Below are 12,615 nucleotides of genomic sequence, written 5' to 3' on the forward strand. Positions count from 1 at the left end.
GCTAATAGACCACTAACAATTCAAGGAAAGGCCAACGCCCTAAGAACACGGACAAACAAGCGCCGCGCAGGCAAAAAACCCCAAACCTCAATCCTCATCATCCGTCCAAGGAATATCCACATCAGAAATAAAAGCCACCGTTGCAAACGGCCCCCCATCCTGACGCCCGATCTTCCCGTCGGCGCGTTGCCATTCAACCCTGAACACCGTCGCCGGATCATCGGCAATCAACCGCACCGTCCGAACCTCATCCGGGTCCTGCTCCTCGACAGGACCATCAAGCGAAACCTGCAGTTCCTGCGGCCACAGCCCATCAGTCGGATCGTAAATCTTGTCGCCGTCCGGAATCAGCGTGAATGCCTCCACGCCAATCGTCGCCGATGCCTCGACGATCATCTTGCCCAACGCACGCAGCAACGCCGTCGCCCGTGCCGAGTTGGCCTGGCGAATTGCAAGATCCCCGCGCGTCAGCGCCTGCTCAAGTTTTGGGTTTGTTTTTTGTTGCGCCATTCGATGTCCTGAGTCCTATCGCTCTGTTGTGGACGGCACGCCCATTCATCGCGCACCGTGCTCCATTTTTCGGGCTGAATCCTACCACTGGTATGGGCCACAGCACCGCCAGCCGTGCAGTAGAGGCTGACCAGCCCGCCCCGTCCCCACAGTTTAGGTCGTGATTCGACGTCCGGCAGGGAGATTTGCCTTTCAACGCGCCTCGCCGCGCTTTCGAGCCGGCTTCGGCACTGCAGCATTGGTAGGCTTGGCGCCGCCGATTTCTGCGATCAGGTGGTCGCGGAACGCCTTCACCGACGGCGGCAACTCCCGTCCGGCCATCGTCTGCACCTGGATGCTGCGCTGGCGCATCTGCGGATGCGTCAGCGGCATCGCGACGAAGCCGTCGCCGGCGTAACGGTCGCGTACCGACAGCAGCCCCGTGAACATGATCGCGCCGGACTTCTGCGCGTAACGGTACATCGCGCCGCTATTGTTGCAGGTGAGATCGGGCTCGAGCAGCACGCCTTCAAGCGCGCAAGTGATGTCGATCAATTGCCGGATCGTGGTGCCGGGCTCCGGCAGCACCAGTGGATAGCGCTGCAGGTCGGCGAGCGACACCTTCGCGCGCCCGGCCAGCGGATGATCGGCGCGCAGCAACGCCAGCACCGGCGCCCGCTCGGTGTGTTCGACCTTGACGCCCTTTTCCGGCGCGAGACTGAAGGTCAGCGCGAGATCGGCGTCGCCATCACGTACCCGGCGGGTGGCCTCGCCCGGCGGCATCACGGAAAGCGTGAAGTCGATCCCGGGGTAGTGGCAACGGAACGCCGCCATCGCGCTGGGCAGGAAATCCGCGGCGAAGCCCTCCGAACTGGCGACCTTGATCATGCTGCCGTGCAACGCCTCGAGGCCGCCGATCTCCTTCATCACGTGCTCCGCCTCGAGCAGGCTGCGCTGCGCGTAGGCGAGCAGACGCTCGCCCGCCTCGGAGAGCGACATGCCGCGCGGCCGCCGTTCGAACAGCGCGACGCCGAGGTCGCTTTCGAGCCGCGCGATCTGCCGGCTGATCGCCGACACGGCCACATGCAGCCGCGCGGACGCGTCACTAATCGAACCGGTGCGCGCCACTTCGACGAAATAGCGCAATGCGATGCCGTGTAATGAAAGTGCCATGAGCGATGCCTTTTGCAAGCGGATGTGGCCGTGTGTCAGTGTATCGAGCTTTGCCTTTTCGGCAACACAAGCTTCGAAAGACGATCATTGTGACAAAAATAACGGCCTCCTAGAATCGTTTCGAAGTTGATGGCCGCGAACCAGACGTGCCACGCACGGCGCCGCGTCGCCGCCATCCCCGCACCCCGCATCGGAGACAAACATGAGCCGCAATCAGGCCATCGAACACGCAACGCATCATTTCGAATCAGGCGCCTTCCTCGAGAACCTCAACCGGCGCGTCGGATTTCGCACGGAGAGTCAGGAAAACGATCGTGCAGTTACGTTGCTGTCGTATCTGACCGACGAGATCGCGCCCGAAGTCGAAGGGCTTGGCTTCAGCGCACGCATCGTCGATAACCCGGCGCAAGGGTTCGGGCCGTTCCTGATCGCCAATCGTCACGAAGACGACCGTCTGCCCACCGTACTGATCTACGGCCATGGCGACGTCGTGCGCGGCTACGACAGTCAATGGCGCGCGCCGCTGACGCCGTGGGCCGTGACAATCGAAGGCGAACGCTGGTATGGCCGCGGCACCGCCGACAACAAAGGCCAGCACACCATCAATCTTGCCGCGCTAGCGAGCGTGCTGGCCGCGCGCGACGGCAAGCTCGGCTTCAACGCAAAACTGCTGATCGAGATGGGCGAGGAAACCGGCTCGCCAGGGCTCGACGCGATTTGCCACACACACAAACAGGAACTGGCCGCGGACGTGCTGATCGCCTCCGATGGTCCGCGCCTCGCCGCGCGCCGCCCCACCGTCTTCCTCGGTTCGCGCGGCTCGGTGAACTTCAAGCTCTCGCTGAATCTGCGCGACGGCGCGCATCACTCAGGCAACTGGGGCGGTCTGCTGCGCAACCCGGCCACCGTGCTGGCGAACGCACTTGCAAGCCTCGTAGATGCGCGTGGCGTAATCGCTGTCGACGGCTTGCGTCCGCCGCCGATTCCGGAAGCGGTGCGTCGCGCGTTGGCGGATATCACGGTAGGCGGCGGTCCGAACGACCCGGCCGTCGACGATAACTGGGGCGAGCCCGGTCTCACGCCGCCAGAACGTGTGTTCGGCTGGAACAGCTTCGAAGTGCTCGCTTTCAAGGCCGGCAATCCCGAGAACCCGGTCAATGCCATCCCGGCGTCAGCGTTCGCGCATTGCCAGTTGCGTTTCGTGGTCGGCACCGACTGGGAAAGCCTGGAACAGCACCTGCGCAAGCATCTGGACGCGCATGGCTTTTCGCTCGTCGAGATCAACGTCGAGCGCGGTGCGTCGGCGACACGTCTGAATCCCGACGATCCGTGGGTCACGTGGGCCATCGCTTCACTCGAACAGACCACCGGAAAGAAAACGGCAGTACTGCCGAATCTCGGCGGCACGCTGCCCAACGAAGTCTTCGCCGACACGCTCGGTCTGCCGACCATCTGGGTGCCGCATTCGTACCCGGCCTGCTCCCAGCACGCGCCGAACGAGCATCTGCTCGGACCGGTGGTGCGCGAGGGTTTGCAGATCATGGCGGGGCTCTTCTGGGATCTCGGCGAGAACTCGCCGCACTCAACCCCGACGACATCAAAAGCCGCGGCCTGAGCGATCGACGCAGTACGCCTGCCGCACACCCGCAGTTAACTGTTAGCCGCATCCGCCACGAGGCACGCCACGATGAGCACGTCCACCTTGCAAGCCAGCGCCGCGCGGCCGTCCGCCGCAAAGGTCCATCGCATCATTCTCGCGGCGTCGATCGGCAATGCGCTTGAATGGTTCGACCTCGTCGTCTATGGATTTTTCGCGGTGACGATCGCGAAGCTGTTTTTCCCGGCACGTACCGAAGCGATTTCGTTGATGCTCACGCTCGGCACCTTCGGCATCTCGTACATGATCCGGCCGCTCGGCGGACTCGTACTCGGTTCACTCGCGGATCGCGCGGGGCGCAAGGTGTCGCTGCTGTTGTCGATCGGCTTGATGATGATCGGCACGTTGACGATCGCCGCGATGCCGCCGTATGCCGTGATCGGTTTGTGGGCGCCGGCCGGCATCATGCTGTCGCGGCTCGTTCAGGGCTTCTCGGCGGGCGGCGAGTTCGGCGCTTCCACCGCGTTTCTGGTCGAGCATGCACCCGAGCGGCGCGGCTTCATGGGTAGCTGGCAGTTCGCCAGCCAGGGCCTCTCGACACTGCTCGCCTCCGGCTTCGGCGCGTTGCTGACAAGCCAGCTCACGACGGCGCAACTCGAATCGTGGGGCTGGCGTATTCCGTTTCTGTTCGGCCTCGCGATCGGCCCGGTCGGCTTCTATATTCGCCGTTACGTGGACGAAGGCGCCGAATTCAACACGGAGCCGAAAACCCGCACGCCGCTGCGCGATCTGTTCGGCACGCAGAAGGTCCGCATGCTGCTCGCGGTCGGCTCGCTGGTCATTTCGACCGCGGCCAACTACATGATCCTGTACATGCCGACCTATGCGATCAAGCAACTGCATCTGCCCGCTTCGACCGGCTTCTCGGCGACGCTTGCAACGGGAATCGTGCTGACGGTGCTGACGCCGTTCGCCGGCCACCTGTCCGATAGCATGGGACGCATCCGCATCATGGCAGTCGCCGCGACGTTGATGCTGCTGACGGTCTATCCGGCCTTCGTGTATATGAATGCGCATCCGTCGTTCGCCACGATGCTGCTGGCGTTGATCTGGATCGGCGTATTGAAGGCGACGTACTTCGGCGCACTGCCCGCGCTGATGTCGGAGATTTTCCCGACGCAGACGCGCGCGACCGGTCTCGCGGTCAGCTACAACATCGGCGTGACGGTGTTCGGCGGCTTCGCGCCCTTTGTGATCACCTGGCTGATTGACGCGAGCGGCAATAAACTTGCGCCCGGCTTCTATCTGATGTTCTGCGCGGTGGTGAGTTTGCTGGCGCTCAATGCGGTGCGCTCGAAATTGAAGATTCGCTGAGCGAGCCTGGGCGACGTTGATTGAGTTCGAGGCAAGCAAGGCGGATCAACTCGCCTTGCCGCCCCGGCAGCTACCTCAAGGCGCCGGATTCGGCTGCAACTCATGCAGCTTATCAATCTCCGCGAGCACTTCCGGCGAGAGTTTCACCTCAGCACTGCCGATGTTTTCCTTCAACTGATCGAGCGACGTGGCGCCGATCAGATTGCTCGTCAGGAACGGCCGGCTATTGACGAAGGCCAGCGCGAACTGCGCGGGCGACAAACCGTGACGCTTCGCCAGTTCCACATAGCGCGTGGTCGCCTGAATCGCTTGCGGCTTGCTGTAGCGTTGAAAGCGCTCGAACAGCGTGATGCGGGCACCATCCGGACGCGCGCCGCCTTCATACTTACCCGACAACCAGCCGAAGGCCAGCGGCGAATACGCAAGCAGACCAATGTTGTCGCGATGCGCATACTCGGACAGACCCACTTCGTACGTGCGGTTCAACAGGCTATACGGATTCTGGATACTGACGATGCGCGGCAAGCCGAGCTTTTCCGCCGCGCGCAGAAACTGCGCGACACCCCAGGGCGTTTCGTTCGACACGCCGATATGGCGAATCTTGCCCGCCTTGACGAATTCAGCGAGCACCGACAGCGTTTCTTCGATCGGCACCGTATACGCGTCATCGACCCACGGATAGGCGGGACGGCCGAACGTCATCGTGCTGCGATCCGGCCAGTGCAACTGATACAGATCGACGTAGTCCGTTTGCAGGCGCTTCAGGCTATCGTTGAGCGCTTCGGTCAGGTTCTTGCGGTCGAACTGGTTGCCCTCCCCGCGAATATGACGCGGGTTGTGCGGTTGACGCGCCGGGCCGGCGATTTTGGTGGCCAGCACGATCTTCTCGCGCGCGCTGCGATGTTGCGCGATCCACGTGCCGATATAGCGCTCGGTCGAGCCTTGCGTCTCGGGACGGGGCGGCACCGGGTACATTTCCGCGGCGTCGATCAGATTGACACCATGATCGAGCGCGTAATCGATCTGCGCGTGCGCTTCCTGCTCGGTATTCTGCTCGCCCCACGTCATGGTGCCGAGACCGATCAGGCTAACCTTCACATCCGAGTCGCCGAGTCTGCGGTATTCCATCGAACCTGTCCTGTTGTGTGTAAAGGGAAAGCGCTGACGTTACCATGCCGGCGCGATGCCTGCAGCGCAGCTAAAATGCTGCTTCAGCGGGTGCTCGCACCGCCTCGCTCAATGAACTTTCCGTCGACCCACTTGCGATGAACCCCGAACACCTCGAACTGCTGGTCACGCGCGTGATGCCGTACGGAAAATACAAAGGCCGGCTGATCGCGGATCTGCCCGGCCACTATCTGAACTGGTTTGCGAGCCAGGGCTTTCCGCCGGGCGAAATCGGCCGTCTGCTGGCGTTGATGCACGAGATCGATCACAACGGTTTGTCGTCGCTGATCGAGCCGTTACGCAAGCGCTGAGAGCGACGCCTTCGGCAGATGCCAACCATAGGTGACGGCCAGCACGCGCAAGACGAAGCACACCGCACCGCCTGCTAAAGCCGCGACGCCCGGCGGCCAGCCGGTACGCCGCGCAACCACCACAATGAATGCGCCAGCGAAAGCAGCCGTCGCATAGATGTCGGCATGCAGCACCAGCGGCACGCGCGCCATCAGCACATCGCGGATCACCCCGCCGCCCACACCGGTGATGGTGCCCATCAGCATCGCGATAAACGGACGGATCCCGAACAGCAGCGCTTTCTCGACGCCCGCAACAGCGAACAGCGCGAGACCAGCGGCGTCAAGCACGGTAATCAGCGCGACAGGAAACTGCTGCGCTGTCGAATGGAAAATAAACGTGAGCAGACCGGTGACGAACGTCAACGCCGGATAACGCCAGTCGCGTATCGCGTTAGGCGGTGAATCGCCGATCAACAGATCGCGGATCACCCCACCGCCGAGCGCCGCGACAAACGAGATCACCATCACACCCAGCAGATCGAGACCGCCGCGCATCGCGCTCACCGCGCCCTCGATCGCGAAAACAACCGTGCCGGTCAGATCGGCCGCCAGAACGAGCGTTTCGACGTTCGGCTTTATTTTTCGTATCGACAATGTCGGCATCGACGCATCACCCCTTCTGTCCACAAGTAGGCGAAAAGGTATAGCGAAATGCGCCGCGCCGGGTGGAAAATTTGCGCGGCCGAATACAGGCACACACCTCGCGGCGACTATTTCGCGAGACGAGGCCTGCCGAGCCCGCTTTCTTCCCTCGACAGGCAACCCATGGCGCTCAGATGCATAAGCAGGCGGCCTACGGCCTCTTCGATCGACACGCGATCGGTTTCGATCATGACATCGGGGTCGAGCGGCACATCGTACGGCCCCGAAACACCCGTGAAATTGGGTATTTCACCGCGCCGCGCACGCACGTAGAGGCCTTTGACATCACGCGCTTCGCACACCGTCAGCGGCGCATTCACGAACACTTCGACGAAACCGGCGCCGACGATCTCGCGAGCCATGCGCCGATGTTCATGCTCGGGCGAGATCACCGCGGCAATCGCGATGAAGCCCTGTTGCATGAACAACGCCGCGACGTGCGCGATCCGCCGCAGATTTTCGGCGCGATCCTCGGGCGTGAAGCCGAGGCCCGCGGTCAGGCCGCGCCGCAGCACGTCGCCGTCGAGCACGATCGAGGCATGTCCGGCTTCTTTCAGACGCTGATGCAACGCCTCGGCTACGGTCGATTTACCGGCGCCGGACAAACCGGTCATCCAGATGACGGCTCCACGCGTTGCGCTCACGATTTCCGCTCCATCCCGTTGGCCGCTGTCCCGGCATCTGCCCGAGGCGCCCGCTCGCGCCCGCTGACGCTGCCAGCGGGCGCCAACTCCGGTCCCAGACCGTCGAACAAGGGTTGCAGCAACGCCTGCTGCGGTTGCCAGCGCTGCAGCGATGTCTTGTAGAGCGGACGGCGCACCTGTGCCGCGCTTGCCGTGTTCACCTGCCGCGTGGTCTGGTGAAACGCCAGACAGCGCTCATCCCAGTCGAGTCCGCAATGCGCGAGCAGGCGTCGGACATTCCCTTCGAAATCTTCAATCAGCTCTTCGTATTTCACTTCGATCATCGTGCCCTCGGGTAACACGCGTTGCCAATGGACCATCAACGCGTCGTACGCGCGATAGTAGCGGCCCAGTTCACCGAGATCGTAGCTGAACGGCACGTCATGAAAAATTCGCGCAAAAATCGACAGACAACTTTGCAACGGCGAGCGGCTGCTATGAATGAAACGCGCCTTCGGCAACGCCAGATGGATCAGCCCGACGTTGATGAAATTGAATGGGTATTTGTCGGTGAAACGTGCGTAGCCTGGCGTTGCGGTTTGCATTTCCGGCAGCGACGTCCGTATGCGGTGCAAATAGTCGGCGCCGAGCGTGCGCAATTGCGCGGGGCCGATGCCCTGCAAGGCTTCGATATCGATGCGCAAGGGATCGTCGAGATCGCGGCCGATGCAGTTAACCAGCGCCGCGCCGAACTCCGTGCGTTCCCCCGCGCCGAAAACCTGTGGGTGACTCGCGAGAATCTGTTCGATCAGTGTCGAACCGGAGCGTGGCATGCCGACGATAAAAATCGGTGCGTCCGACGCATCGCCCAGACCATGCTTGGCCGCCAGCACCTCTGAAGTCAGGAGCTCAGGCAAATGCGCGAACAGGCCGAGCGACGCGGCTTCGTCATAGCGCACGCCGGCACGGTGCAGTGCATTGCCCTTCAGGAAGTGATCGAACGACGCATCGTTGCGGCCCACATCGGACAGCGCCTGGCCATACGCGAAATGAATCTCCGCCTGATTGGCGGGTGTCAGCGAGGCGGCATCGCCGACGAGTTGCTCCAGCGCGGCAAACACCGGATCATCGGCGCCAAGGCGCTTGGACTGCACGAAGTTGCGGTAGTACAGCGGCACCTGCGGAGCGGCCTCGATCGCGCGGCGATAGGCTTCGTGAGACTCGTCGAAACGACCGAGTGCCTGCAGGCAGTTGCCCATGTTGTTGTATGAGCCGTCGGCTTTTGGATTCAGCCGGACTGCTTCACGATACGCGTCTACCGCCTGCTCGAGTCGATGCATCTGTTCGAGCGACCAGCCGAGGCCATGACGCAAATCGGTGTTCCGCGAATCGAGCCCGATCCCTTCGTGATAGCGGATGACGGCTTCGGGAAAACGGTTCAGCGCGGCGAGCGTCGCGGCGAGACGCTCAAGGGCGACGGCGTCGACAGGATCGTGCGCGCGCGCTGTTTCGAAACATTGGAGTGCGGCCTGGAGGTCGCCGCGAGCGGCACAGGCGTCGCCTTCGGCGCTCCATGCCGATGCGGTCGCAGGCTGTGTATCGTGCTTCATTGACGACCAGGTTTTTGCAGGCTTTGCATCAGGCGGCCCGGCAAAGTGGGATGCGTTCTTCTTCGTCCAGCGTCAGCACAAGCATGGATCTGGATTCAAAGGGAAATTGTCTGACGGGAAAGTATCAGGCGCGCCCTACAGTTACGTTGCGAAAATTTAACCAACTGTTACAGCGCGATGAATCCGTCATAGTTTGGAAGGCTGGCGTAACGGGCGGCCGCTATGGCGTTGGGTTGCGGTGCAGGCGTAACGGAAGCCGGGTGGTAAATCCGGGCCGTAATTTGCGGACACAAATCCTGCTGAACTCCCGGGTGCGCCGTTTTTCTCATTCACATACGAGGGAGAAAATCGTGAGCAGGCTCATTGCATCAATCGCGATGTTGGTCGTGGCGGGAAGTCTCGCCGGGTGCGTGGTCGCGCCAGGATACGACTATGCCTACGCGCAGCCCTATTACCCCGGCTACGGATATGCCTATGGACCGGTGTATGGACCGGCTTACGGCACGGTGGACATCTGGGGCGGTTGGGGTGGGCCGTGCTGTTACTACCATGGAGGTGGCGGGTACTGGCACGGCGGCGGGTGGCATGGCGGAGGTTGGCAGGGAGGCGGCGGAGGTTGGCATGGCGGAGGTTGGCACGGAGGAGGAGGAGGCGGCTGGCATGGCGGCGGCGGTGGCTCCCACGGAGGCGGCGGGGGTAGTTCGTGGAGCAGCGGCGGCAATGGGGGGCATGGGCATTGATGCCAATCGGACCACGTATCGAATGACGAGACCATCCTGTATCGCGCGACGTTTTGCAAAGGCACAAACAAAAACGGCGTTGTGATTTCTCACAACGCCGTTTGGTCAAACTTTTTACTGCTTGAATTCTTTGGGGTGGCTGATGGGGCTCGAACCCACGACAACAGGAATCACAATCCTGGACTCTACCAACTGAGCTACAGCCACCACTGACATCTGCTTGACTTGCTAGCAACTCATTGCTGAGAAACTTGGCTCGCCGATGAAGAAACGAGATTATACGAACAAGAATCCCGTTTGCCTAGTCCTTTATTCAAAAATTTCGACGGGCTCACGCAGATGCTGTCTTGCCTCGTCGAAGATGGTCAGATCGCGCGCGGCAAGACGCTTGCTATCGGACAACACGCGACGCCATCCACGTGCACCGGCTTCACCGCGATAGAGACCAAGCGCGTGACGCGTGATCGAACCAAGGTACGTGCCGCGTGCCATTTCAGCCGCGCAATATTCAATCAGCTTCGCCTCGACCTGCTCGCGCGTAAGCGGCGCTTCTGTCGAGCCATAGAAGCGTGCATCGACATCGGCGAGCACATAGGGATTGTGATAAGCCTCGCGCCCAAGCATCACGCCATCGATATGCTGAAGATGCGTTTCGACCTCATCAAGCGTCTTGATACCACCATTGATGATGATCTCCAAATGCGGGAAGTCGCGCTTCAACTGATACGCGTAGTCGTACTTGAGCGGCGGAATCTCGCGGTTCTCTTTCGGGCTCAAGCCCTTGAGAATTGCATTGCGCGCGTGCACGACGAACACGTTGCAACCAGCATCCGCTATCGTGCCAACGAAGTCGCGCACAAAGCCATATTCCTCAACTGCATCGACACCGATCCGGTGCTTGACAGTTACCGGTACTGACACGGCATCGCGCATCGCCTTCACGCAATCGGCGACGAGTTGCGGCTCGTTCATCAGGCAGGCGCCGAACGCACCACGCTGCACACGCTCGGACGGACAACCGCAGTTCAGATTGATCTCGTCATAGCCCCATTGCTCACCGAGCTTAGCCGAGCGCGCAAGGTCGTCAGGCTCACTGCCACCGAGTTGCAAAGCGACCGGCGCCTCTTCGGGCGTAAACGCCAGATGGCGCGGCACATCGCCGTGCAGCAACGCGCCGGTGGTAACCATTTCGGTGTAAAGCCACGTGTGACGCGATATCACGCGATGAAGCGAGCGGCAGTGGCGATCGGTCCAGTCCATCATCGGCGCGACAGAAACGCGGCGTGCACTGGGAGTTTGAGCTGAAGACATGGGGCAGGCGGACGGCTTGAATCAAACCGCAATTTTACCGCAAGTGGCCCGATGCCCCGGAAACGCTCGTGACGAGCCGCGAATTCCGGAAAACGCCACCTGTAACCCACCCTCCCAACCCGGTCTTTGACCGCCAAAACCGCTTGACAGACGGGGGCAGACCACCGCTGACGCCTGTCGCATAACCCTCCGACCGATTATTTCAATACCGAGAATAGTAATTTCAGATTATCGGTACAAATTTTCAATAGTAGGGGTATACACTGCTTTCCATCGACGTTGCAGACACACCTCACCGGCCCCTGCGACGCCTTCCTGAAATGAAATCGAAACTTATCGGAGTCACACCATGAAGACCAAGCTCATCGCCGCCCTGTTGGTTGCTGTTTCTGCCTCGATCGCCGCTCCCGCATTCGCTAGCGGCTACGGCCCGGCACCGTTCTACCGTCCGTCGGTCGGCGCACCGGCTTCGCAACAAGGCCAGAGCGCACAAACCGTCGCGGCTGAACGCGCTAATGCCGAGTCGAACGCATACGGTGGCGTGAACAACGTGTCGTCGCAATCGGGTACGCGTGCACCGGCTTCGTCGGGCCCGCAATCGGTTTTCTTCGGCCACTAATCTGTCGCCGTTGAAGGTTGCCGTTCACAAGACGGCAGCCGAACTGGGCGCCGCGAATGCAATGCATGCCGGCGCCCGGTTCCGTTTACACGACGGCCGCGACCGCGGCGTCAAGCCCCTGCCACTGGCTCATCACGCCCCACGCATATCCTTGTTCGGCGATTCGCAAAAACGAATCCGGTTGCCGAACGGATCGACCGTCTCCAGCAAGTCGAAAGATCGTCAGCTTAATTGAATGCGCTCGCCGGCTCGCGCGCTTGTGGCTACGTGGTGAGGCCAGCATCGATCGTTTCCCGCGCCGCCTTGAAGCCCGCCAGGGCCGCGGCATGCTCAGTGGACCATAGCGTGTCGATATGCACGAGCCGCCAGTCGACCACCACCGCGTCGTTGCGCAACACCCGAAAATGCGCTTTGACACCGGTGAGCACCTGTTCGACCGCGACTTCAATCTCGTAGTCCTGATAGCGCTCCTGGTAGTCGCCCATGTCGAGGCCTTTCGGCTCCATGATCGCCTCCTTGGTGTCTTGCGTGCCCTTGAATGTCGGCGGCCGCGCCTTTCCACCGGGCCGTCGTTGCGGCTCGGAGCATGCACCGGCCCGCCCTCGCCTGACGATCAGTCGCAATCGCCAGAAAGGTACTGCCGGCCGCTACAGGTGATTTCGACTTCGCCGCCGCTTGCTTCGGCGGCAAGCCCGTTCGTCAGCAACTCCGCCGTGACGGATTGCTCAAACTTCGGCATGGGCTGTCCGACGCCGACATCGTTCAGGCGCCGCAACGCTTCAACCGCTTCCGGACTTAATGACTTCGACATGGCCGTCTCCGTCGTGGTGCTCAATTCATCGTAGCAAGTTTTGCGGGGGCACGCAGGGGCGCGTTGAGGCATGCGGGTTGCGTGGTGCCGTATGGATGCGTGGCGG

General features: G+C 61.6%; 14 protein-coding genes and 1 tRNA gene. 5 read left to right on the top strand and 10 right to left on the bottom strand.

All coding sequences use genetic code 11. The features are described 5' to 3' along the window. Positions 1-87: 87 nt before the first annotated feature. Together M0D67_RS12175 and M0D67_RS12180 are read right to left on the bottom strand one after the other, a co-directional pair. Positions 88-510: a hypothetical protein gene (locus tag M0D67_RS12175; protein WP_054034577.1), complete on the bottom strand. Its 423-nt coding sequence runs from the start codon at positions 508-510 to the stop codon at positions 88-90. 192 nt (positions 511-702) lie between these two features. Next, positions 703-1,662 (bottom strand): LysR family transcriptional regulator, encoded by a 960-nt coding sequence (locus M0D67_RS12180; RefSeq protein WP_266238880.1) that lies wholly within the window; start codon positions 1,660-1,662, stop codon positions 703-705. Between the two features lie 202 nt (positions 1,663-1,864). Here M0D67_RS12180 and M0D67_RS12185 point away from each other — a divergent pair, with 202 nt between their 5' ends. Beyond that, positions 1,865-3,277 carry a M20 family metallopeptidase gene (locus M0D67_RS12185; protein ID WP_266238881.1) on the top strand — a complete coding sequence of 471 codons (1,413 nt, stop codon included), beginning with the start codon at positions 1,865-1,867 and terminating at the stop codon, positions 3,275-3,277. Between the two features lie 72 nt (positions 3,278-3,349). Then, on the top strand, positions 3,350-4,633 hold the full coding sequence (locus M0D67_RS12190) for an MFS transporter (RefSeq protein WP_266238882.1): 1,284 nt from the start codon (positions 3,350-3,352) through the stop codon (positions 4,631-4,633). A 75-nt stretch (positions 4,634-4,708) separates the two neighbouring features. Here the strand turns inward: M0D67_RS12190 and M0D67_RS12195 are convergent, their stop codons facing one another. Further along, positions 4,709-5,761 (bottom strand): NADP(H)-dependent aldo-keto reductase, encoded by a 1,053-nt coding sequence (locus M0D67_RS12195; protein ID WP_266238883.1) that lies wholly within the window; start codon positions 5,759-5,761, stop codon positions 4,709-4,711. Positions 5,762-5,898: 137 nt separating this feature from the next. On the opposite strand from M0D67_RS12195, the gene M0D67_RS12200 reads away from it, so the two are divergent. Then, complete coding sequence (locus M0D67_RS12200; RefSeq protein ID WP_006048800.1) at positions 5,899-6,111, top strand: DUF3820 family protein; 213 nt, start codon at positions 5,899-5,901, stop codon at positions 6,109-6,111. Here M0D67_RS12200 and M0D67_RS12205 read toward each other — a convergent pair. From M0D67_RS12205 to M0D67_RS12215, 3 genes are all read right to left on the bottom strand, one after another. Beyond that, positions 6,097-6,756: a trimeric intracellular cation channel family protein gene (locus M0D67_RS12205; protein WP_266238884.1), complete on the bottom strand. Its 660-nt coding sequence runs from the start codon at positions 6,754-6,756 to the stop codon at positions 6,097-6,099. The genes M0D67_RS12200 and M0D67_RS12205 overlap by 15 nt on opposite strands. A gap of 107 nt (positions 6,757-6,863) precedes the next feature. After that, positions 6,864-7,439, bottom strand: a complete 576-nt coding sequence (cysC, locus tag M0D67_RS12210) for an adenylyl-sulfate kinase (RefSeq protein WP_266238885.1) — start codon at positions 7,437-7,439, stop codon at positions 6,864-6,866. Next, a complete protein-coding gene (locus M0D67_RS12215) occupies positions 7,436-9,028 on the bottom strand; it encodes a sulfotransferase (RefSeq protein WP_266238886.1) in 1,593 nt (530 codons plus the stop codon). The genes cysC and M0D67_RS12215 overlap by 4 nt, the downstream gene beginning before the upstream one ends. Positions 9,029-9,378: 350 nt before the next feature. Between M0D67_RS12215 and M0D67_RS12220 the strand changes: the two genes are divergently transcribed. Continuing rightward, positions 9,379-9,768: a hypothetical protein gene (locus tag M0D67_RS12220; RefSeq protein WP_266238887.1), complete on the top strand. Its 390-nt coding sequence runs from the start codon at positions 9,379-9,381 to the stop codon at positions 9,766-9,768. Between the two features lie 131 nt (positions 9,769-9,899). Here the strand turns inward: M0D67_RS12220 and M0D67_RS12225 are convergent. Both M0D67_RS12225 and dusA read right to left on the bottom strand, forming a co-directional pair. Next, positions 9,900-9,975: transfer RNA gene (locus M0D67_RS12225), tRNA-His, on the bottom strand. A 102-nt stretch (positions 9,976-10,077) separates the two neighbouring features. After that, positions 10,078-11,079: a tRNA dihydrouridine(20/20a) synthase DusA gene (dusA, locus tag M0D67_RS12230; protein WP_154567506.1), complete on the bottom strand. Its 1,002-nt coding sequence runs from the start codon at positions 11,077-11,079 to the stop codon at positions 10,078-10,080. A 349-nt stretch (positions 11,080-11,428) separates the two neighbouring features. Here dusA and M0D67_RS12235 point away from each other — a divergent pair, with 349 nt between their 5' ends. Next, positions 11,429-11,698 (top strand): hypothetical protein, encoded by a 270-nt coding sequence (locus M0D67_RS12235; RefSeq protein WP_120291432.1) that lies wholly within the window; start codon positions 11,429-11,431, stop codon positions 11,696-11,698. A gap of 263 nt (positions 11,699-11,961) precedes the next feature. On the opposite strand, the gene M0D67_RS12240 is transcribed toward M0D67_RS12235, so the two are convergent. After that, positions 11,962-12,204, bottom strand: a complete 243-nt coding sequence (locus tag M0D67_RS12240; protein WP_154561321.1) for a DUF6566 family protein — start codon at positions 12,202-12,204, stop codon at positions 11,962-11,964. Positions 12,205-12,311: 107 nt separating this feature from the next. After that, entirely contained in the window at positions 12,312-12,509 is a 198-nt protein-coding gene (locus M0D67_RS12245) for a hypothetical protein (RefSeq protein WP_054034588.1), read from the bottom strand. Between the last annotated feature and the right edge of the window lie 106 nt (positions 12,510-12,615).

The organism is Paraburkholderia sp. SECH4 (assembly GCF_030511745.1).
Classification (GTDB): Bacteria; Pseudomonadota; Gammaproteobacteria; order Burkholderiales; family Burkholderiaceae; genus Paraburkholderia; species Paraburkholderia madseniana.